At 60.5% G+C, this 20,995-nt stretch carries 17 protein-coding genes and 2 pseudogenes; 12 read left to right on the top strand and 7 right to left on the bottom strand.

Features of this window, described 5'->3' with window-relative positions; all coding sequences use genetic code 11:
- Positions 1-159: 159 nt before the first annotated feature.
- From dnaQ to ACZZZP_RS08505, 3 genes and pseudogenes are all read right to left on the bottom strand, one after another.
- Positions 160-927: a DNA polymerase III subunit epsilon gene (gene dnaQ / locus ACZZZP_RS08515; protein ID WP_163016739.1), complete on the bottom strand. Its 768-nt coding sequence runs from the start codon at positions 925-927 to the stop codon at positions 160-162.
- A pseudogene (gene rnhA / locus ACZZZP_RS08510) lies at positions 920-1,373 on the bottom strand (ribonuclease HI). The gene dnaQ and the pseudogene rnhA overlap by 8 nt, the downstream one beginning before the upstream one ends.
- A 19-nt stretch (positions 1,374-1,392) precedes the next feature.
- Positions 1,393-2,151, bottom strand: coding sequence for a methyltransferase domain-containing protein (locus ACZZZP_RS08505; RefSeq protein WP_122497826.1), 759 nt, complete (start codon positions 2,149-2,151; stop codon positions 1,393-1,395).
- Positions 2,152-2,251: 100 nt separating this feature from the next.
- Between ACZZZP_RS08505 and gloB the strand changes: the two genes are divergently transcribed.
- Together gloB and ACZZZP_RS08495 are read left to right on the top strand one after the other, a co-directional pair.
- Positions 2,252-3,043, top strand: a complete 792-nt coding sequence (gene gloB / locus ACZZZP_RS08500; RefSeq protein ID WP_463382413.1) for a hydroxyacylglutathione hydrolase — start codon at positions 2,252-2,254, stop codon at positions 3,041-3,043.
- A gap of 100 nt (positions 3,044-3,143) precedes the next feature.
- A complete protein-coding gene (locus ACZZZP_RS08495) occupies positions 3,144-4,742 on the top strand; it encodes a LysM peptidoglycan-binding domain-containing protein (protein ID WP_463536439.1) in 1,599 nt (532 codons plus the stop codon).
- An 18-nt stretch (positions 4,743-4,760) separates the two neighbouring features.
- Here the strand turns inward: ACZZZP_RS08495 and ACZZZP_RS08490 are convergent, their stop codons facing one another.
- The 3 genes from ACZZZP_RS08490 to sohB form a co-directional block, all read right to left on the bottom strand.
- On the bottom strand, positions 4,761-5,150 hold the full coding sequence (locus tag ACZZZP_RS08490; protein ID WP_122497821.1) for an MAPEG family protein: 390 nt from the start codon (positions 5,148-5,150) through the stop codon (positions 4,761-4,763).
- Positions 5,151-5,261: 111 nt separating this feature from the next.
- Positions 5,262-6,248 (bottom strand): YhdH/YhfP family quinone oxidoreductase, encoded by a 987-nt coding sequence (locus ACZZZP_RS08485; RefSeq protein ID WP_463382412.1) that lies wholly within the window; start codon positions 6,246-6,248, stop codon positions 5,262-5,264.
- 59 nt (positions 6,249-6,307) lie between these two features.
- The gene (gene sohB, locus ACZZZP_RS08480; RefSeq protein WP_463382411.1) at positions 6,308-7,327 is read right to left on the bottom strand and encodes a protease SohB; all 1,020 of its coding nucleotides are present in this window, start codon (positions 7,325-7,327) and stop codon (positions 6,308-6,310) included.
- A gap of 243 nt (positions 7,328-7,570) precedes the next feature.
- Between sohB and ACZZZP_RS08475 the strand changes: the two genes are divergently transcribed.
- From ACZZZP_RS08475 to ACZZZP_RS08460, 4 genes are all read left to right on the top strand, one after another.
- Positions 7,571-8,281 (top strand): histidine phosphatase family protein, encoded by a 711-nt coding sequence (locus ACZZZP_RS08475; RefSeq protein WP_463382410.1) that lies wholly within the window; start codon positions 7,571-7,573, stop codon positions 8,279-8,281.
- 63 nt (positions 8,282-8,344) lie between these two features.
- Positions 8,345-8,659, top strand: coding sequence for an SCP2 sterol-binding domain-containing protein (locus ACZZZP_RS08470; protein WP_122453347.1), 315 nt, complete (start codon positions 8,345-8,347; stop codon positions 8,657-8,659).
- Between the two features lie 221 nt (positions 8,660-8,880).
- Positions 8,881-9,948 (top strand): phosphotransferase family protein, encoded by a 1,068-nt coding sequence (locus tag ACZZZP_RS08465; protein WP_463382409.1) that lies wholly within the window; start codon positions 8,881-8,883, stop codon positions 9,946-9,948.
- A 100-nt stretch (positions 9,949-10,048) separates the two neighbouring features.
- Entirely contained in the window at positions 10,049-10,816 is a 768-nt protein-coding gene (locus tag ACZZZP_RS08460; protein ID WP_108094369.1) for an SDR family oxidoreductase, read from the top strand.
- Positions 10,817-11,072: 256 nt separating this feature from the next.
- On the opposite strand, the gene ACZZZP_RS08455 is transcribed toward ACZZZP_RS08460, so the two are convergent.
- The gene (locus ACZZZP_RS08455; protein ID WP_122498531.1) at positions 11,073-12,494 is read right to left on the bottom strand and encodes an HDOD domain-containing protein; all 1,422 of its coding nucleotides are present in this window, start codon (positions 12,492-12,494) and stop codon (positions 11,073-11,075) included.
- Positions 12,495-12,659: 165 nt separating this feature from the next.
- On the opposite strand from ACZZZP_RS08455, the gene ACZZZP_RS08450 reads away from it, so the two are divergent.
- The 6 genes and pseudogenes from ACZZZP_RS08450 (at position 12,660) to fabI (ending at position 20,936) form a co-directional block, all read left to right on the top strand.
- The gene (locus ACZZZP_RS08450) at positions 12,660-14,489 is read left to right on the top strand and encodes an extracellular solute-binding protein (protein ID WP_463382408.1); all 1,830 of its coding nucleotides are present in this window, start codon (positions 12,660-12,662) and stop codon (positions 14,487-14,489) included.
- A complete protein-coding gene (locus ACZZZP_RS08445; protein ID WP_463382407.1) occupies positions 14,486-16,363 on the top strand; it encodes an extracellular solute-binding protein in 1,878 nt (625 codons plus the stop codon). The genes ACZZZP_RS08450 and ACZZZP_RS08445 overlap by 4 nt, the downstream gene beginning before the upstream one ends.
- Positions 16,364-17,436 (top strand): annotated as a pseudogene (locus ACZZZP_RS08440) (microcin C ABC transporter permease YejB). It abuts the gene before it with no gap.
- Between the two features lie 14 nt (positions 17,437-17,450).
- Positions 17,451-18,470, top strand: a complete 1,020-nt coding sequence (locus ACZZZP_RS08435; RefSeq protein WP_463384676.1) for an ABC transporter permease — start codon at positions 17,451-17,453, stop codon at positions 18,468-18,470.
- Position 18,471: 1 nt separating this feature from the next.
- Positions 18,472-20,112: an ABC transporter ATP-binding protein gene (locus tag ACZZZP_RS08430; protein WP_463382406.1), complete on the top strand. Its 1,641-nt coding sequence runs from the start codon at positions 18,472-18,474 to the stop codon at positions 20,110-20,112.
- 29 nt (positions 20,113-20,141) lie between these two features.
- Positions 20,142-20,936 carry an enoyl-ACP reductase FabI gene (gene fabI, locus ACZZZP_RS08425; protein ID WP_463382405.1) on the top strand — a complete coding sequence of 265 codons (795 nt, stop codon included), beginning with the start codon at positions 20,142-20,144 and terminating at the stop codon, positions 20,934-20,936.
- The last annotated feature ends 59 nt before the right edge of the window (positions 20,937-20,995 follow it).

The raw sequence follows: 20,995 nt of genomic DNA, 5'->3' as shown, positions 1-20,995 counted from the left end.
CTCGCGGCTGAAGCCGCTCCCACAGTGGGGATGTTGGGAGCGTCGAGAATTTTGAAGGGAGGTGCGAACCGTAGGAGCTAGCTTGCTAGCGAACCCTGCAAACTTCTTTTTAGAAAGTAGTTTCCAGGGTTCGCGACCAAGGTCGCTCCTATAAAAACCTTATGCGGTTTCGGCGGGCTCGGCTTGCACTGCCGGCGCATCCATTTGCACCCACAGCGGCAGCGCGCCGGAGGCTTTTTCCAGCAGGCCCATGCGCACGGCATGAGCGGCCAGTTCTTCTTCGTTGGCACGGACCACGCGGGTACGCGGGCGGTCGGCGGGCAAGCGGCGAATCTCGCTGGCCTGGTTGGCGCCACCATTGCCGCCGTTGCCGTCGGAGGCGTTGCCGGCCAGCGACAGGCTGGTCTGGCCGCCGGTCATGCTCAGGTAAACGTCAGCGAGAATCTCGGCGTCGAGCAAGGCGCCGTGCAGTTCGCGGCCGGAGTTGTCGACGCCGTAGCGTTTGCACAGGGCGTCGAGGTTGTTGCGCTGCCCCGGGTGACGTTCACGGGCCATCATCAGGGTGTCGAGCACGCTGCAGTGCTCGGTGATGTCGGCGCGGTCGTCCTGGCCCAGCAGGGCGAATTCGTTGTTGATAAAGCCGATGTCGAACGCGGCGTTGTGGATGATCAGCTGCGCGTCTTTGATGAATTCGAAGAACTCGTCGGCCACTTCCTTGAAGCGCGGTTTGTCGGCGAGGAATTCGTCAGTAATACCGTGAACCGCGATGGCGCCTTCGTCGCTCTGGCGATCGGGCTGCAGGTACACGTGGAAATGCCGGCCGGTGAGGCGGCGGCCGATCAGTTCAACACAACCGATTTCGATAACCCGGTGGCCATCGGTAACCGGCATACCGGTGGTTTCGGTATCCAGTACAACACTACGCATGCTTGATTCCTCGTACTTCATCGACGCCGCGGTTGGCCAACTGGTCGGCCCGCTCGTTGCCGGGGTGGCCGGTGTGGCCGCGCACCCACTTCCAGGTCACGGTGTGGCGGTTGACCTGTTCGTCCAGCGCCTGCCAGAGGTCGGCATTTTTAACCGGCTGCTTGGCGGCGGTTTTCCAGCCGCGCTTTTTCCAGTTCACCAACCACTCTTTCATGCCTTTCATTACATATTCGGAGTCGGTCACCAGCAGCACTTCGCACGGGCGTTTGAGCTCTTCCAGGCCGCGAATGGCGGCGGTGAGTTCCATGCGGTTGTTGGTGGTGTTGGCTTCGCCACCCCACAGTTCCTTTTTCCACGCCTTTGAACACCAGCAACGCGCCCCAGCCGCCAGGGCCGGGGTTACCTTTGCAGGCGCCGTCGGTGAAGATTTCGATCTGTTCGCTCATGAATCCTGCTGCTTGTGTGTCACGGTTTTGAATCACGCCGACTGACTTTCGCCACCGGCATGGGCATCAGCTTGCCCATGGGCGCTCGCTGTGCCTGACGCAAGGGGCGCAGGCCGATGACCAGCTTGCGCGCCACTAATAGATAGAAGCCTGCTCCCGGCATTTGCCAGGCCCCGCCCCACTGCTCAAGGCGGCTGAGGCGCGATTGCCAGGCTGGCGAGGCAAGCGGCGGACGATAGCACCCGAAGCGGCGTTTCTCCAGCGCGAAACCGAGCAGGCGCAGCCAGTCGGTGACCCGGTTGGGGGCAATGCAACGGGCATCGCCAAGGGCGTCGCGGGCGAACACGTGACGCAGCCCCCAGGTGCTCCAGGGGTTGATACCGATGATGATCAGGTGCCCGCCCGGTCGCACGCTGCGGGCGGCTTCGCGCAGCAGACCGTGGGGCGAGAGGCAGAAGTCCAGGCCGTGTTGCAGCACCAGCACGTCGGCGGCAGATTCGGTCAGCGGCCAGGCTTGTTCTTCGCAAACAATCTCGGCGCCTGGCAACGGCGCGCCGACGTGAACGCAGCGTTGAATCTGTTTGGCGCCGGACGGTTTGTCGGCGTGCGGGCCGTAATGCACCAGGTAGCCGCCAAAGAACCGCGCCAGTTCGTCTTCCAGCAAGCGCCGTTCTTCGCCGAGCATCATTTGCCCCAGCGGGCCGTCGAGCCAGCCGCGCGCGGCGCTGATCAGCTCGAGCCATTCGGGGTCAGCTTGGGCGAAGGCCTTGTCAGTCATAACCGTTCCTCACTTCATGGGCACCGCATTGCGGGCACAGCACCAGACCGCGCGAAAAACCAATAAGATGCGTCGTCACCGTCAGCTTAGCGACCGCGCCATGATACAGATCGATGCCCTACCCGCTTTCAACGACAACTACCTCTGGTTGTTACAAGACACTGCCACGCAGCGCTGCGCGGTGGTCGATCCCGGCGATGCCGCCCCGGTGCTGGCCTGGTTGAAAGCCAACCCCGGCTGGCAACTGAGCGACATTCTGGTCACTCACCACCACTTCGACCACGTCGGCGGCGTGGAGCAATTGAAAACCGCTACCGGGGCGAAGGTCTATGGCCCGTCCCAGGAAAACATTCCCGGCCGCGACGTGGCGTTGGACGACGGCGACCAGATTGAAGTGCTCGGCCTCACGCTGCGCATTTTCACCGTGCCGGGCCACACCCTCGGCCATATCGCCTACTACGCCGCCAGCGCGCCAACCGAGGCCGACGTGCCGCTGCTGTTTTGCGGCGACACCTTGTTTGCCGGCGGCTGTGGGCGTTTATTCGAGGGTACGCCGGAGCAAATGTTCAGCTCCCTGGGCCGGCTGGCGGCGTTGCCCGACGACACGGCTATTTATTGCACCCACGAATACACCCTCAGCAACCTGCGCTTTGCCCAGGCGGTGGAGCCGCAGAACCCAGAGGTGACGGCGCGCCTGGCGCAGGTGACGGCCTGGCGCGAAAACGGGCAGATCAGCTTGCCGTCGAATCTGGCGCTGGAGCGGGCAACCAATCCGTTTTTGCGCGCCGAGGTTGCGAACGTGGTCGCAAAAATCGACGAACGGGACGGCGCGGCTCAGCGCAAGCCTAGCGAGGTATTTGCTCGCCTGCGGGCCTGGAAAGACCAGTTTTAAGTCCATCGCCGCCTAACCGGGCGGGCGGTTAAAACTTGACCACATTAGGCGGCGTTCCTAGAATCGCCCGATCTTTTTGCCTGGATCACACCCGCCGCCAATGCCGTCAATCGCCCAGAAGTCCCGGAAATTCGACACATTGGCCCGTCTGGCTCGTGCGCTCCCGGTTGTCTTCGCGGCCATTCTGGCGGGCTGCCAAAGCAGCGGCGGTCACAATCCCGGCACTTCCAGCCCCGTCACCCTGACCAGCCGCACCCAGCCGCCGGAATGGATGACCGACACCCCCGGCACCGACAAGCCCCAAGACATGTGGGACCGCATGCGCGCCGGCTTCAAGCTGCAAGACGAAATCGGCATCAATCCGCGCATCGAACAACAGCGCCTGTGGTTCGCCAGCAAGCCCTCGTATCTGGAAAGCGCTAGCGGTCGCGGCAGCTTGTATATCCATTACGTGGTCGAGCGCCTTGAAGCCCACGACATGCCGCTAGAGCTGGCGCTGCTGCCGGTGATTGAAAGCTCGTATAACCCCTTCGCCCTGTCGCGCAGCGATGCGGTTGGCCTGTGGCAGTTCATTCCGTCCACCGGGCGCAACTTCAATTTGCAGCAGACCACCTGGTACGACGGTCGCCGCGACATTACGGCCTCGACCAACGCCGCCATCGAATACCTGTCGCGCCTGCATGAAATGTTCAACGGCGACTGGCTGCTGGCCCTGGCCGCTTACAACGCCGGCGAGGGCACCGTGAGCCGCGCCATCGAGCGCAATCAGCGCCTCGGCTTGCCAACCGACTACTGGAACCTGCCGCTGCCCAAGGAAACCCAGGACTACGTGCCCAAGCTGCTGGCCCTGTCGCAACTGGTGAATGCGCCAGCCGCGTATGGCATCAACCTCGACCCCATCGCCAACGAGCCCTACTTCGAAGTAGTGGAAATCGACAAGCCGATGGACCTCAGCCGCGTCGCCGCCATGGCCGATATCGACAAAGACGAGTTGATCCAGCTGAACCCGGCGTTCAAACGCAACATCACCCGTGGCGGCCCTTCGCACCTTTTAGTGCCGACCCAAAAAGCCGAACGCCTGACCACCTCGCTGGCGCAAATTCAGCCGAGCGACATCACCGAATTCCAGGAATACCGCGTGCGCAAAGGCGACAGCCTGCATGGCATCGCCAGCCGCTATCAGCTCTCGTCAGCCGAATTGAAAGAAGCCAATGACCTGTCCGGCAACAAACTCAGCGTCGGCCAGACCCTGACCATTCCGCTGACCGCCGGCTCGGCGCCGCTGCCCTCGCCCTTCCCCACCAGCAAGCCGACCGCCGTGGCCAGCAGCACCACCACCAGCGTCAAGCTCAAGAGCTACAAGGTGAAGAACGGCGACAACCTCTGGCAGATCGCCAAGGCCAACAAGCTGGACGTCGGCGACCTGCGCCGCTGGAACAACCTGCCAAACAATGCGGTAAAACCGGGGCAGACCCTGGCGCTACAAGGCACCCAGCAAGTGATCCGCAGCATCGCCAAGAACAGCCCGGCGCAGGGTCGCGAGACGGTCACCTATTACAAGGTGAAGAAAGGCGACTCGATGTACATGATCGCTAAGCGCTTCAACGTCGAAATGCAAAACCTCAAAACCTGGAACCCGAAGACCAGTCACGACCTCACTCCGGGCCAGACCCTCACGCTTTACCTCACCGACCGCTGATCAACGCGCCACGCGGCCTTAACGCAATGTGGGGCTGAGCATGATCAACAGCGTGCACACCAGGCCAACGATCCATACCAGCGACCGTTGCCAGTGCAAATCCCCCCAGTACAGAAACAGATACAGCACGCGGGCTACCACAAAGATCACCGCCAGGGTGTCGACAAAAAAGCCCATGGTTTGCGTACCGTGCGCCATCAGCACGGCGGCGGCGAACAGCATGAAGGCTTCGAAAGTGTTTTGGTGGGCAGCGTACGCACGGGCGCCGAAGCCGGTCAGGCGCGCTTGCTGGGCGCGAGGATGATGGTTGTCGTAGCCGCCATCTTTCTTCATTTCGCGAGCCACCGGAACCTTGGCCACGTAAATCAGCAACGCAGTAATGAACACACACCAGAACGGCAGACTCATCGGTTGTTTTCCTTGTTATGGGGATGAGCCTGGAGTGTAGCCCGGCAATCGGGCGCCTAGTAAGGCGGTGTCGCTGGGAGCGAGCGTTGCACGCGCTCCCTTCAATGGCGCTTAGCCGAGATTGAGCAGCACGCGACCGACCATTTTCCCGGCCAGAATGCGCTGCAAGGCGGCTGGCAGTTGTTGCAGGTTCACCTCTTCCACCAGCGGTTCGAGGTCGAGCTTCCACTGCAGCGACAGGCGATCCCACATCGAGGCTTTGACCACCATCGGCAGCTCGACCGAATCGACGCCCAGCAGGTTCACGCCGCGCAGAATGAACGGCATTACGCTGCCCTTGAAGCCCACGCCAGCGGTCAAACCGCAGCAGGCGACGCTGCCGCCGTATTGCAGGGCTTTGACTACGTTGAAGAGGATGTCGCCGCCCACGGTATCCACCGCGCCGGCCCATTGTTCTTTGAGCATGGCTTTGTCGGCGCCGGCTTGCAGGTCTTCCCGGCTGACAATCTGACTGGCGCCCAGGCCCTGCAGAAACGCCGCCTGCTCCGCTTTACCGGTGGAGGCCGCCACGGTGTAACCCAAGCGTTTCAGGAGCACCACGGCAATGCTGCCGACGCCGCCGGTAGCACCGGTGACCAGCACGGTGCCGCTGTCCGGGCGCAGGCCGGCTTGTTCGAGTTTGTCGACGCACAGCGCGGCGGTCAGGCCAGCGGTGCCGAGCACCATGGATTCACGCAGCGACAAACCCTGCGGACGCTTGATCGCCCAGGCAGCAGGAATGCGGATGTATTGGCCGAAGCCACCGGCGGTGTTCATGCCCAGGTCGTAGCCGGTGACGATCACTTCATCGCCAACCGAAAATTCGCCAACGCTGGACTGCTCCACCACGCCGGCGGCGTCGATGCCGGGCGTGTGCGGAAAGTTACGGGTGACGCCACGGTTGCCGCTGGCCGACAGCGCGTCTTTGTAATTGAGCGACGAGTAATGCACACGAATCAGCAACTCGCCGGCTGGAAGGTCCGCGGTGTCTCGCTCAATCACCTGCGGCTCGAACACGCCAGCCACTTCACTGACTTGTAGTGCGTTGAACTTACTCATATCGCTCTCCTGCGTTAGCTCTTGTTATTGAACGCGCGACGCGGTGCCCGACCGGCTACTTACCAGAAGCGTTGCTGTTGCAGGCGGCTCAGCCAAGTCAACAACAGGCGGTCAACCGACAGGCTCGCTGCCAGGCCGACCCGCTCCGGCAGGCTTTTCTTGTGCGCGTAATGCAATTGGTACACGTCGGCGGTTTTCGCTTTGGTGGCGATGTATTCGTCGCTGGTCATCAGCTCATCCACCAGTTTTTTACCCAGTGCGGCCTGACCCAGCCAGACCTCGCCCGTGGCGATTTCGTCCATCTGCAACTGCGGGCGGTAGCTGGCGACGAAGTCTTTGAACAGCTCGTGGGTGATTTCCAGGTCTTGCTGGAATTTCTCGCGGCCCTTCTCAGTGTTCTCGCCAAATACCGTCAGCGTGCGTTTGTATTCGCCGGCGGTGAGCACTTCAAAATCAACGTCGTGTTTCTTCAGCAAGCGGTGCACGTTGGGCAACTGCGCCACCACGCCAATCGAACCCAGAATGGCGAACGGCGCGGAGATAATTTTCTCGCCGATGCACGCCATCATGTAGCCGCCGCTAGCGGCGACTTTGTCTACGCATACCGTCAGCGGCACGCCGGCCTGACGGATGCGCGCCAGTTGCGACGACGCCAGACCATAACTGTGGACCATTCCGCCGCCGCTCTCCAGGCGCAGCACCACTTCGTCTTTCGGTGTGGCCAAGGTAAGCAATGCCGTCACTTCGTGACGCAGCGCGTCGGTGGCGGAGGCTTTGATGTCGCCATCGAAATCCAGCACGTAAACACGCGGTTTCGCCTCGGGGTTTTTCTTCGCCAGTTTGTCGGCCTTGGCTTGAGCCTTGTGCAGAACCTTCAGTTGGTCCTTGCTCACAATCGAGCCTTGCAACCGCTCGTGCAGCGCTTTGTAGAAGTCGTTAAGTTTATGGACCTCCAATTGCCCGCTACGTTTACGGCCTTTTCCGCGCAGCGCGGCGATGGTCAGCAGCACCACCAAAATGGCCACCACCACCGTGAATGTCTTGGCCAGAAAGCCAGCGTAATCGGCTAAAAACTCCACGCGTTTTTCCTCGATAAACCTGATAAGCGCCCGGCATCGGGCGGCGAGTAAGGGCTCAAGCATACCGACGCAACCCTGGCCCGACCAGCCGCGCAAAGGCGCTGTTTGTTACCAGGCTGTGCGTCTCGCTTGGGCTACGGAGCGCAGCTACAGCGATTCAAACAAGCGTATGTTTTTTCGTTGACAGGCCCACCCTATCCTCATACCCTCGCGAAACTTTCACCGTAGCGGGATGACGCTCACGTGGGCAGCATTTATATGATTCGCCATGGCCAGGCTTCCTTTGGCGCCGACGATTACGACGTGCTGTCCGAGCGCGGTGTGCAGCAAGCCGAGATTCTCGGCCGGCACCTGGCGCAGCTCGACGTACGCTTTGATCGTTGCCTGGCCGGCAGCCTCTTGCGTCAGCAGCACACCGGCAAATCGGCCCTCGCTCAACTCCAGGCCGCAGGCATTGCCACGCCGGAGCTGGAAACCGATGAAGCCTTCAACGAATTCGACGCCGACGCCGTCATTCGCGCCCTGCTCCCCGACCTGCTTCCCGAAGAACCCCACGCTCTCGAAACCTTACGCAACGCGGCACAAAACCGTGGTGAGTTTCAGCGTCTGTTCGCCCTGCTGATCGGTCGCTGGATTTCCGGCGAGCATCCGAAACCGGGCCTGCAAAGCTGGAAAGAATTCGTTGAACAAGTGGAAGGCGGTCTGGCGCGGATTCTCGAACGCGCCTCGAGCAAAGACAGCGTCGCCGTCTTCACATCAGGCGGCACCATTACCGCCATGCTGCATCTCATAACTGCAATACCGGCAGCGCAAGCTTTCGAGCTGAACTGGCAAATCGTCAACACCTCGCTCAACCGCTTCAAGTTCCGCGGTCGCGAGGTGGCACTGGCTTCCTTCAACAGTCACGCGCATTTAGAGCTGTTGAAGGCGCCGGAACTCATCACTTTCCGCTGAGTTCCGGACTACTGTGGCCCGCAAGGCCGCGCGTAACCCAAGAAAACTATAAAGGATCGAATCATGACCACAGTTGCTGACATCGCAAAAACCATGCAGTCCAAATTCAACGCTTCCGCTGCTGCCGGCCTGGACCTGGTATTCGGTTTCAAAATCGAAGACGGCGAAGACTTCTACCTGACCGTTAAAGACGGCACCTGCGACCTGACCGAAGGCACCGCGCCGAACGCCAACGTCACCCTGATCATGAACACCGAAACCCTGGCTGGCATCACCTCCGGTGAAACCGACGGCATGCAGGCGTTCATGGGCGGCAAACTGCGCGCTGAAGGCGACATGATGCTGGCCATGAAGCTGGGCGAACTGTTCCCGGTTTAAGGCGATTTAGCGTCTACGCTAGATGACAAACCGGAGTCTTTGGACTCCGGTTTTTTTTCGTCTGCGCGCGGTCTGTTGCGTAGGTTGTAGCCGGCAATCAGGCCGGATGATTATCCAAAAACACGCTCGCCAATAAGGGCCCGCGCGGCTTGTGAGGCCTGCGGCACGGCATTAGATTAGCCAATAATCTAAGGCCCTCATTATAAGTAGAAGGGATAAGTATGGCGCTTACCGACCAGTCCACCCGAATCCGTAATGGCGAAGAACTCGACGCCGCCGTTATCGACCCGTACTTGAAGGCGCACATTCCAGGCCTGACTGGCACGCCGGTAATCAGCCAATTCCCCGGCGGCGCCTCGAACCTCACCTACTTGCTCGAATACCCAGATCAGGAATTCGTACTACGCCGTCCGCCGTTTGGCCACAAAGCCAAATCGGCCCACGACATGGGCCGCGAGTTCCGCATTCTCAACCAGCTCAACGCCGGCTTCCCGTATTGCCCGAAAGCCTACGTGCACTGCACCGATGAGAGCGTGATTGGCGCCGAGTTCTACGTGATGGAGCGCGTCAACGGCATCATCCTGCGCACCGACATGCCGCCTGAGCTGAACTTCAGCCCCGAGCAAACCCGCGAGCTGTGCAAGAACTTCGTCGACAAATTCGTCGAGCTGCACAACGTCGACTACAACGCCTGCGGCCTAGGCGATCTGGGCAAACCGGAAGGCTACGTAGAGCGGCAGATTGGGGGCTGGACCGACCGCTACGAAAAAGCCATGACCCCCGACGCGCCGACCTGGGACGTGGCCAAAGCCTGGCTGCGCGACAAGATGCCCGCCGACCACCACAAGCCGGCAATCGTGCATAACGACTACCGCCTGGACAACGTGATTCTCGACCCTAACAACCCGACGCAAATCATCGGTGTGCTGGACTGGGAACTGACCACCATCGGCGATCCGCTGATGGACCTGGGCAACACCCTCGCCTACTGGATCGATGCAGCCGACCCGGCGCCGATGCAAATGATGCGTCGCCAGCCGAGCCACGCGCCGGGCATGTTTACCCGCCAGGAATTCGCCGACTACTACGGCGAGCGCGCCGGCGTGGAAGTTAAAAACCTCGACTTCTACTACACCTATGGCCTGTTCCGTCTGGCCGGCATCGTGCAGCAGATTTACTACCGCTACTTCCATGGCCAAACCCAGGACAAACGCTTCGCCTCGTTCATTCAGCTGAACAAGCTGTTGGAGCAAGCGAGCCTGCAGGTCATCAACAAGTCCACGCTGTAATCATGCGCAACCCGCCGCCCTGCCCTCGGCTGGCGGCGGGTTCAGCCATCTGGTCGTCGCTAACCCGACGCTTATAAAAACCCGCAATCAGGGGAACCCCATGTCCAAGACCAACCTGTTCGACCTCGACGGCAAAGTCGCTTTCGTTTCCGGCGCCAGCCGCGGCATCGGTGAAGCCATCGCCAAATTGCTGGCCCAGCAAGGCGCGCACGTGATCGTTTCGAGCCGCAAAATCGAAGGCTGCCAGGCCGTGGCCGACGCCATCATTGCCGACGGCGGCAAAGCCACTGCCATCGCTTGCCACATCGGCGAGATGGAACAGATTCAGAACGTGTTCGCCCAGATTCGCGAGCAGTTCGGCCAACTGGACATCCTGGTCAACAACGCCGCCACCAACCCGCAGTTCTGCAACGTGCTGGACACCGACCTGTCGGCCTTCCAGAAAACCGTGGACGTGAACATTCGCGGCTACTTCTTCATGTCCATCGAAGCCGGCAAGCTGATGCGTGAAAAAGGCAAAGGCAGCATCATCAACGTGGCCTCGATCAACGGCGTATCGCCGGGCGTGTTCCAGGGCATCTATTCGGTGACCAAGGCCGCCGTGATCAACATGACCAAGGTGTTCGCCAAGGAATGCGCGCAATTCGGCATTCGCTGCAACGCCTTGCTGCCGGGACTGACTGACACCAAATTTGCCTCGGCGCTGGTGAAAAACGACGCCATTCTGAACACCGCGCTGCAACAGATTCCGCTCAAGCGCGTAGCGGATCCGAGCGAGATGGCGGGCACGGTTCTGTATTTGGCTAGTGATGCTTCCAGCTACACCACGGGTGTGGCGCTAAATGTGGACGGTGGTTTCTTGTCGTAAGAAAATCCCGCGCAATCGAAAAAAGAGGCCTGCGGGCCTCTTTTTTTTATGCGTGCCATTGGGGTGTGGGCGGGGAAGATCAACAGCATCGCGGCTAAAGCCGCTCCTACAGATTGCGTTGGTCCTGTGGGAGCGGCTTTAGCCGCGATTCCTGGAAACGTCGATTTCAGTGGACAGAGAAGATCAACAGCATCGCGGCTAAAGCCGCTCCTACAGACCTGCACAAACTGTGGGACCGGCCTTAGCCGCCTCCGAATCACTTCTTGGTCAACGCCTCCAAACACCGCCCAGTCAGCTGAGTAAAGCGCTGAAACGCCACAAACTGTTCATGCTTCAGCGCCCGCCCGGAAATACGGCTGTCGGCATAGAGCACGCCAATCTGCCGATTGCCAGCCAGCAACGGAGCGATGAAGAACATGCCTTGGCCGAGCCATTGGCGGATCGGTTGGGTCACCAGTTCGTTGAGGTTGTAGCTGGCCGGCACGCCCATCCACAGCGCTTCGCGGTGGCGCAGCACGTAGCTGAAAATATGCGGCTGCTCGGCCTGTTCGGCGGGCAATACGAAGTCGCTGAGCCAGCGTTCAGTCTTTTCGCCGACGGCGCGCTTGGCTTTGAAGCGGGTCTGCTCATCGGCCAATACCGCCAGCATCACCCGTTCCAGCCCAGCGCCCTGGTGCAGGCCTTTGAACAGCGTCTCGAGAATCAAGCCAACGTCGGCCCGTTTGGAAACCATCATGCCGAGGTCTTGCAGCGCCTGTTGCAAGATCAGCAGGTTGGGCTGCAGCAGTCGCGCCTTGCGCTGTTCCTGTTGGGTGCGGATCAGTTCCGGGTCGGTGGAGGGAATCAATCGGCACAAGGAACTGGCGCCAAATGTGGCGGCCACTTTTACCGCTTCGTCGGCGCTGTCGAGCACTTGTTGCAGCGCTTCTTGCGGCGTCACGCCAATAAAGGTGGCCATCTGATTGATAAGGCCTTCCATTTCTGGCGAGTCCCAGCCTTCCAGCGCTGCTTCGCTGATGCGCGCGCCTAGGTGCACGGCAAACGCGGCGGGGTCGTTGTGGTTGCTGGTGTTGTGGGCAAGGCTGGCGATTTCGCCGAGGTTCCAGCTTTTCACCAGGCCTTGGGTCAGTTGCCGAAAGCTGGTGCCGAGCACTTCGCGCACCACTTCGTCTTCGTTGACGCCGGGGCGCGCCAAGGCGGCGCCCAGTTCATCCGCCTGCTCACCGCCGCAGCCCCAGAACGCCAGTGCGCCGAGGTGGTAGAGCAACGCGGCGATAAACACCTCTTCCTGGTGCTTGGTTAGCACGTAACCGGCCATGTTGCGGGCTTGCACGGCAGCGTGAAACGAGCGGGCCAGCAGTTCGTGCAGTTGCTCGCTGGAAGCGCGCCCCAGCAAGCCGTCGATCAGGCTGACGGACAAACCAATCAACCGCACGTTGTCGAAACCAATCAGCACAATGGCGCGCGAAATGGTCCGAATCTGTTCCTGGGCGGGGTTGTAGTAAACGCTATTGCCGACGCGCAGCACCTTGGAGGTTAACGAAGCGTCGCGCAGCAACACATCGGCCAGTTGCTGCACCGACGATTTTTCTGCCTGGGCCAGGCGGTGCAAGTCCTGCACTACGGCGGCCAATGCCGGTAACTCGGCTTGATTCAAACGATCGATCCATGACTGCAATCCATGGGTGCGTGTTGCCAAGATGAAAACCTCGCGGAACATTCTTTCATTGTCGCCATTAGCCTCTGAAACCGGCCTCTGGGCTTTCTCTTTTTCCAGCGGATACAAGCTGTTACTGTACGGCCACGAAGCTCAATGCCGCTACGGAACGGACCACCTAGCCTGATGCGTTGCCTCCTTTCGCTACTCTTGAGTCTGGCTCTGTGCGTTCCCGCTTTCGCCTCCATCAGCGAAAGCCATGGGTATGCGCAATTCGGCACACTCAAATATCCCGCCAGTTTCACTCACTTCGATTGGGTTAACCCAGACGCGCCCAAAGGCGGCACGATTCGAGTGATGGCATTTGGCACCTTCGACACTCTAAACCCTTATACATTTAAAGGTAGCAGCCCTTCGTCTACTCCTAACTTTGCCCAATACGGCATTGGCGAATTAAACGAACCGCTGATGGCCGGCACCGGCCAGTACGACCCTTCCGGCGATGAGCCGGCGTCCAGTTATGGGCTGATTGCCAAGTCGGTGGAATACCCCGAGGACCGCAGCTGGGTGGTGTTCAACTTGCGCCCTGAAGCGCGCTTCAACGACGGCAAACCGGTCACCGCCTTCGACGTGGCGTTTTCCTACCGCACGCTGCTCAAGCAAGGTCATCCGCAATACCGCACCAACCTGCAGGAAGTGGCGCGGGTCGACATCCTCAATCGCCACCGCATCCGCTTTGTGCTCAAGCGCGCCGGCAATCCGCTGCTGATTCTGCGCCTCGGCGAGCTGCCTATTTTGCCGCAGCATTACTGGAAAGACCGCGACTTCAAAGCCACCACCTTCGACGCCCCGGTAACCAGCGGCCCGTACCGAATCACCGAGATCACGCCTGGCCGCAGCCTGGTGTTCGAGCGCGTAAAAGACTGGTGGGGCGCTGATTTGCCGGTGAACCGTGGCAAGTACAACTTCGACCGCATGGAGGTCGAGTTCTACCGTGACAGCGATGTTGCCTTCGAAGCCTTCAAGGCCGGCGAATTCGATTTTTATATCGAGCATCAAGCTAAAAACTGGGCCAACGGTTACCGCTTCCCGGCCGTGAAACGCGGTGACGTGATCCGCGCGCAAATTCCCCATCAAATTCCCACGCAGACCCAGGGGCTGTTCATGAACAGCCGGCGCACAACCTTTGCCGATGAAAAGGTGCGTGAAGCCATGGGCCTGATGCTCGATTTCGAGTGGACCAATCGCACCCTCTTCAACGATTCCTACACCCGCGCCAGCAGCTATTTCCCAAACAGCGAGTTCAGCGCTACCGGCAAGCCCGAAGGCCGCGAGTGGCTGCTGCTGTCACCGTTCCGCGAGCAATTGCCCGCCCGCTTGTTTACCGAGCCGTTCGCGGTGCCGAAAACCCAGGGCGCCGGCATTCCGCGGGAAACCCTCAGGCGCGCGTTGGGTCTACTGGCCGACGCCGGCTGGAAGCTCAACGGCCAGCGTCTGCAAAATGCCAAGGGCGAACCGCTGCGCTTCGAGCTGCTGCTGGTCAACCCCAACCTTGAGCGCATTCTCCAGCCGTATGTGGAAAACCTCGCCAGCATTGGCGTACAGGCAAACTTGCGCACCGTCGACCGGGCGCAATATAAACAGCGGCTGGACCAATTCGACTTCGACATGATTCTGATGACGCTGCAGCAAAACCTCAGTCCCGGCCTCGAACAATGGCAGTACTTTCACTCCAGCCAGGCCAGCGTCAAAGGCAGCAAAAACTACGCGGGCGTTCGCAGCCCGGTGGTCGACAGCTTGCTCGAAAGCCTGCTGGCAGCCCAAACCCGCGATGAACAGGTGGCCGCCACCCGCGCCCTGGACCGCGTGCTGCTGTCGCAGCACTACATGATTCCCAACTGGTACCTCAACTACCACCGCCTGGCGTACCGCAACCGGTTCGCCTCCGTCACCACGCCGCCTTACACCCTCGGGTTGCGCGCCTGGTGGCTGAAGCCCACGGAGAAGGCTTTATGACTTTGTTTTTGCGCACCGTGCTGCGCGTTGGCAGCGGCGCTCTGCTCGCCGGTCTATGCCTGACAGCCGCAGCGGCGCCGCAACATGCCATTACCCTGTACGACGAAGCACCCAAATACCCCGCCAATTTCAAACACTTTGACTACGTAAACCCCGACGCCCCCAAAGGCGGCACCCTGCGCCTGGCCGGCAACGGCGGCTTCGACAGCCTCAACCCGTTCATTCCCAAAGGCGTATCGGCCGATCAACTGGGCTTGCTCTACGACAGCCTCACCTACCACTCCCCCGACGAGCCGTTCACCGAGTACGGGTTGATCGCCGAGAAAATCGAGAAGGCCGCCGACGACAGTTACGTGCGCTTCTTTATCAACCCGAAGGCGCGCTTCAACGACGGCACGCCCGTCACCGCCGACGACGTGATTTTCACCTTCAATACCCTGCTGAAAAACGGCGACCCGATGTACCGCAACTACTACGCGGACGTCGACACCGTGGTGGCCGAAACGCCGCTGACCGTGCGCTTTAACTTCAAGCACGCCGGCAACCGCGAGCTGCCGTTGATCATCGGCCAACTGCAAATTCTGCCGAAACACTGGTGGGCCACGCGCGACTTCAACAAAGCCAACCTTGAAGTACCGCTGGGCAGCGGCCCGTATCGCATTACCCAGGTGTCGCCGGGCAGCAGCATCCGCTACGAACGCAACCCCAACTGGTGGGCCAAAGACCTGCCCGTGACGCGCGGCTACTACAACTTCGACACCGTGCAGATCGACTACTACCGCGACATGTCGGTAGCGCTGGAAGCGTTCAAGGCCGGCCAGTTCGACTTCAACCTCGAGTACTCCGCCAAAGACTGGGCCACCGGCTATGACTGCCCGGCCCTGCGCGATGGCCGCATCGTTAAAGAAGCCCTGCCCAACCACAACTCGGTGGGCATGCAGTCATTTGCTTTCAACATCCGCCGGCCGAAATTCCAGGACCCGCGCGTTCGCGAAGCCATCAGCTTGTTGTTCGATTTCGAATGGTCGAACAAGCAGTTGTTCTTCAGCTCTTACAAGCGCAACAGCAGCTACTTCGAAAACTCCGACATGGCGGCCCACGAGCTGCCCGACGCGGCCGAGCTGAAACTGCTCGAACCGCTGCGCGGCAAAGTGCCCGACCAAGTGTTCACCGAGGTGTTCCGCCCACCCGTGTCGTCGGGCGACGGTATGATTCGCGAGCAAAAGCGCAAGGCATACAAGCTGCTGTTGGACGCCGGCTACAAGATTGAAAACGACAAAATGGTCGGCCCCGACGGCAAGCCGCTGGCCTTCGAGTTCATGCTGTACCAACTGAACATGGAGCGCATTCTGCTGCCGTTTATGCGCAACCTGGCCGAACTGGGCATCGACATGCAGATTCGCCGCGTCGACGCCTCGCAGTTCGTCAACCGCCTACGCTCGCGCGACTTCGACATGACCAACGCCACCTGGGGCCAATCCAACTCGCCGGGCAACGAACAGCGCGAGTATTGGCATTCCAGCAGCGCCGACAGCCCCGGCAGCCGGAACTTCATCGGCCTGCGCGACCCGGCCATCGACGAGTTGGTCGACGGCCTGATTCGCTCCGACTCGCGCCAAAGCCTGATTACGCACGCACGCGCCCTCGACCGCGTGCTGCTGTGGGGCAACTATGTGATTCCCAACTACTACATCGACACCTGGCGCATCGCTCGCTGGAACAAATTCGGCCGGCCCGCCATCACGCCGAAATATGATTTTGGCCTGATGACCTGGTGGCAAACCCGCGAGACCGCCGAGGGCACCTCCCCAGCGGCAGCGCCGGCCAGCACCGACGCCGCGCCGCCCGAAGCGGCCCCACAGGATTCCCAATAAATGCTTGCCTATATTCTGCGGCGCCTGCTGCTGATCATTCCGACGCTGCTGGGCATTTTGCTGCTCAACTTCATCATCATTCAGGCCGCGCCGGGCGGGCCGGTGGAACAGATGATCGCCAAGCTGGAAGGCTTCGAAGGCGCTACCAGTCGCATCTCCGGTGGCGGCGCCGAGGTGTCGGTGGCCGGTTCCAACTACCGGGGCGCGCAAGGCCTGGACCCGGAGCTGGTGAAAGAAATCGAGAAAATGTACGGCTTCGACAAATCAGCCCCGGAGCGTTTCTGGCTGATGCTCAAAAGCTATGCCCAGCTCGATTTCGGCAACAGCTTCTTCCGCGACGCCAAGGTGGTCGACCTGATCGTGGAGAAAATGCCGGTGTCCATTTCCCTCGGGTTATGGAGCACGTTGATCATGTACCTGGTGTCCATTCCGCTGGGCATCGCCAAAGCCATGCGCAACGGCAGCACGTTTGATGTGTGGACCAGCTCGGCGATCATCGTCGGCTATGCGATTCCGGCTTTTCTGTTCGCCATTTTGCTGATCGTGCTGTTTGCCGGCGGCAGCTATTACGACTGGTTTCCCCTGCGCGGGCTGACGTCGAATAACTTCGACCAGATGAGCATGGGCGGGAAAATTCTCGACTACTTCTGGCACTTGGTGCTGCCGGTGATGGCGCTGGTGATCGGCAACTTCGCCACCCTCACCTTCCTGACCAAAAACAGCTTTCTCGACGAAATCAACAAACAGTACGTGGTCACTGCGCGGGCCAAGGGCCTGACCAACAACGCGATTCTGTACGGCCACGTCTTCCGCAACGCCATGCTGCTGATCATCGCCGGCTTCCCCGCCGCGTTTATCAGCATCTTTTTACAGGCTCGCTGATGATCGAAGTGATCTTCTCCCTCGACGGCCTGGGCTTGATGAGTTTTGAGGCGGCGATCAACCGCGACTACCCCATCGTCTTCGGCACGCTGTTTATCTTCACCTTGCTCGGGCTGGTGGTGAAGTTGATCGGCGACATCACTTACACCTTGGTCGATCCGCGCATCGACTTCGCGAATCGGGAGGGTTGAGCATGGGCATTGCATTGAAAATGTCACCCCTCAACCGTCGCCGCTTCGAACGCCTGAAAGCGCACAAGCGCGGCTGGTGGTCGCTGTGGCTGTTTCTCGTGCTGTTCGTGGCAAGCCTGGGCGCCGAGTTGATCGCCAACGACAAACCGCTGGTGGTGCATTACGACGGCGGCTGGTATTTCCCGGTATTCAAGCGCTACCCGGAAACCACGTTTGGCGGTGAGTTTCCGCTGGAGGCGAACTACAAGAGCCCGTATATCCGCGAACTGATCGCCGAAAAAGGCGGCTGGACGCTGTGGCCACCCATTCCCTACAGCTACTCCACCATCAACTACGACCTGAAAGTACCGGCGCCCGCACCGCCCTCTGCGGACAACCTGCTGGGCACCGATGACCAAGGCCGCGACGTGCTGGCGCGGGTGATTTACGGCTTCCGCATTTCCGTGCTGTTCGCCCTGACGCTGACCATTTTCAGCTCCGTGATCGGCGTGGTGACCGGCGCGCTGCAAGGCTTCTATGGCGGTTGGGTCGACCTGCTCGGCCAGCGTTTTCTGGAAGCGTGGTCGGGGCTGCCGGTGCTGTATCTGCTGATCATTCTTGCCAGCTTTGTGCAGCCCAACTTCTGGTGGCTGCTGGGCATCATGCTGCTGTTCTCGTGGATGACCCTGGTGGACGTGGTGCGCGCCGAGTTCCTGCGTGGCCGCAACCTGGAATACGTGCGCGCCGCGCGGGCGCTGGGCATGGAGAACGGCGGCATCATGTTCCGCCACATTCTGCCCAACGCGATGATTTCGACCATGACCTTTATGCCGTTCATTCTCACCGGCGCCATCGGCACGCTGACCGCGCTGGATTTTCTCGGCTTCGGCCTGCCGGCCGGCTCGCCGTCGCTGGGTGAATTGGTCGCGCAGGGTAAATCCAACACCCAGGCGCCGTGGCTTGGCATCAGCGCCTTTGCCGTGCTGGGCCTGATGCTGACCCTGTTGGTGTTTATCGGCGAGGCTGCTCGCGATGCCTTCGACCCAAGGAAATAACATGGGCCAGAACCCTAAAACACCGCCAAACACCGCGCCGGAAAATCTCATTGAAGTGCGCGACCTGGCCGTGGAATTCACCTCGGGCGCGAGCCGTCAGTGCGTGATCCAAGGCTTGAACTTTGATATTCGCCGTGGCGAAACCTTGGCGCTGGTTGGCGAAAGCGGCTCGGGAAAATCGGTGACTGCGCATTCCATTCTGCGCCTGCTGCCCTACCCGCTCGCGCGCCACCCGGCCGGCAGCATTCGCTATGCCGGACACGACCTGCTGACGGTCAACGAAAAGAAACTCCGGCACATCCGTGGCAACCGCATTGCCATGATTTTCCAAGAGCCGATGACCTCGCTGAACCCGCTGCACAACATCGAAAAGCAGATCAACGAAGTGCTGGCCCTGCACAAAGGCCTGACCGGCAAAGCCGCGACCAAACGCACCCTGGAATTGCTCGAGCTGGTGGGCATTCCCGAGCCGCACAAACGCCTCAAAGCGCTGCCCCATGAATTGTCTGGTGGGCAGCGCCAGCGGGTGATGATCGCCATGGCGCTGGCCAACGAGCCGGAGCTGCTGATCGCCGACGAGCCGACCACGGCGCTGGACGTCACCGTGCAGCTGAAAATTCTCGAACTGCTCAAAGATTTGCAGGCCCGCCTGGGCATGGCGCTGCTGCTGATTACCCACGATTTGAACCTGGTAAAACGAATTGCACACCGGGTATGTGTCATGCAGCGCGGAGTGATCGTCGAACAGGCTTCATGCGATGAACTGTTCGACAATCCGCAGCATCCCTACACCCAGGAATTGCTCGGAGCCGAGCCCAGCGGTTCGCCGGTGGCCAACGCAGCCGGCAAGCCAGTGCTCGAAGTCGAAGACCTGCGGGTGTGGTTTCCGATCAAGAAAGGCGTGCTGCGCCATACGGTCGATCATGTGAAAGCGGTGGACGGCATCAACTTCAGCCTGCCTCAGGGCCAAACCCTGGGCATTGTGGGTGAAAGCGGTTCCGGCAAATCCACCCTCGGGTTGGCGATTTTGCGGCTGATTGGCAGCAAGGGCGTCATCCGCTTTCAAGGCCAGGACATGCACGACCTGACCCAGCATCAAGTGCGGCCCTTGCGGCGGCAGATGCAGGTGGTGTTTCAGGACCCGTTTGGCAGCCTGAGCCCGCGGATGTCGGTGTGTCAGATCATTGGTGAAGGGCTGCGCATTCATAAGATGGGCAGTGAAGAAGAACAGGAGCAGGCAATAATCGATGCACTCCTGGAGGTAGGTCTGGATCCGGAAACCCGGCATCGCTACCCCCACGAGTTCTCCGGTGGGCAACGGCAGCGAATCGCCATCGCCCGGGCACTTGTGCTCAAGCCGGCGTTGATTCTGCTGGATGAACCCACCTCGGCACTGGACCGTACCGTGCAGCGCCAGGTGGTGGAATTACTGCGATCGCTGCAGCGCAAGTACAACCTGACCTATTTGTTCATCAGCCATGACCTGGCGGTGGTCAAGGCGCTGAGTCACCACTTGATGGTGGTCAAGCAAGGTCGGGTGGTGGAACAGGGGCCAGCCGAAGCCATTTTCGCCGCCCCGCAACACGTATATACGCAGCAGTTGCTGGAGGCCGCTTTCCTGGTCCCAGCCACTGCCGATTAATCCTTGAAAGCAGGAAGAGGAATAACACCATGGGTTTTCTCGCCGGTAAGCGCGTACTGATCGTCGGTGTCGCCAGCAAGCTGTCCATCGCATCCGGCATTGCTGCCGCCATGCATCGCGAGGGTGCTGAACTCGCCTTCACCTACCAGAACGAAAAGCTCAAGGGCCGCGTCGAAGAATTCGCCGCCGGCTGGGGCTCGAACGCCGACCTGTGCTTCCCGTGCGACGTGGCCAGCGACGAAGAAATTGCCAACGTATTCGTTGAGCTGGGCAAGAAGTGGGACGGCCTGGACGTGATCGTTCACTCCGTCGGTTTCGCCCCTGGCGACCAACTGAACGGCGACTTCACCGAAGTCACCACCCGTGACGGTTTCCGCATCGCCCACGACATCAGCGCCTACAGCTTCGTGGCCCTGGCCAAAGCCGGTCGCGAAATGATGAAAGGCCGCAACGGCAGCCTGCTCACCCTCTCGTACCTGGGCGCCGAGCGCACCATGCCCAACTACAACGTGATGGGCATGGCCAAAGCCAGCCTGGAAGCGGGCGTGCGTTACCTGGCAGGCAGCCTCGGCCCGGAAGGCACTCGCGTGAACTGCATCTCCGCTGGCCCGATCCGCACCCTGGCGGCTTCCGGCATCAAGAGCTTCCGCAAAATGCTCGCCGCCAACGAAGCGCAAACCCCACTGCGCCGAAACGTGACCATCGAAGAAGTCGGCAACGTCGGCGCCTTCCTGTGCTCGGATTTGGCCTCGGGCATCAGCGGTGAAATCACCTATGTGGACGGTGGCTTCAACACCACGGCCATGGGTGCCATCGAAGAGTAAGAATGTTGGTATGAAGAAGCCGCTCGATTGAGCGGCTTTTTTTGCGTTTTTGTAGGTGA

This window comes from Pseudomonas sp. AC211 (assembly GCF_979258055.1).
The sequence above is the reverse complement of the archived record's forward strand: the minus strand, read 5'-3'. Positions and strand labels throughout refer to the sequence as shown.

What these genes read in the sequence shown, in the direction of transcription:
- ACZZZP_RS08505 (WP_122497826.1), bottom strand. Translation starts at nt 2,151, where the DNA reads ATGACTGACAAGGCCTTCGCCCAAGCTGACCCCGAATGGCTCGAGCTG.
- ACZZZP_RS08450 (WP_463382408.1), top strand. Translation starts at nt 12,660, where the DNA reads ATGCGTTGCCTCCTTTCGCTACTCTTGAGTCTGGCTCTGTGCGTTCCC.
- ACZZZP_RS08495 (WP_463536439.1), top strand. Translation starts at nt 3,144, where the DNA reads ATGCCGTCAATCGCCCAGAAGTCCCGGAAATTCGACACATTGGCCCGT.
- ACZZZP_RS08465 (WP_463382409.1), top strand. Translation starts at nt 8,881, where the DNA reads ATGGCGCTTACCGACCAGTCCACCCGAATCCGTAATGGCGAAGAACTC.
- ACZZZP_RS08490 (WP_122497821.1), bottom strand. Translation starts at nt 5,150, where the DNA reads ATGAGTCTGCCGTTCTGGTGTGTGTTCATTACTGCGTTGCTGATTTAC.
- ACZZZP_RS08430 (WP_463382406.1), top strand. Translation starts at nt 18,472, where the DNA reads ATGGGCCAGAACCCTAAAACACCGCCAAACACCGCGCCGGAAAATCTC.
- ACZZZP_RS08470 (WP_122453347.1), top strand. Translation starts at nt 8,345, where the DNA reads ATGACCACAGTTGCTGACATCGCAAAAACCATGCAGTCCAAATTCAAC.
- dnaQ (WP_163016739.1), bottom strand. Translation starts at nt 927, where the DNA reads ATGCGTAGTGTTGTACTGGATACCGAAACCACCGGTATGCCGGTTACC.
- fabI (WP_463382405.1), top strand. Translation starts at nt 20,142, where the DNA reads ATGGGTTTTCTCGCCGGTAAGCGCGTACTGATCGTCGGTGTCGCCAGC.
- ACZZZP_RS08460 (WP_108094369.1), top strand. Translation starts at nt 10,049, where the DNA reads ATGTCCAAGACCAACCTGTTCGACCTCGACGGCAAAGTCGCTTTCGTT.
- gloB (WP_463382413.1), top strand. Translation starts at nt 2,252, where the DNA reads ATGATACAGATCGATGCCCTACCCGCTTTCAACGACAACTACCTCTGG.
- ACZZZP_RS08485 (WP_463382412.1), bottom strand. Translation starts at nt 6,248, where the DNA reads ATGAGTAAGTTCAACGCACTACAAGTCAGTGAAGTGGCTGGCGTGTTC.
- ACZZZP_RS08445 (WP_463382407.1), top strand. Translation starts at nt 14,486, where the DNA reads ATGACTTTGTTTTTGCGCACCGTGCTGCGCGTTGGCAGCGGCGCTCTG.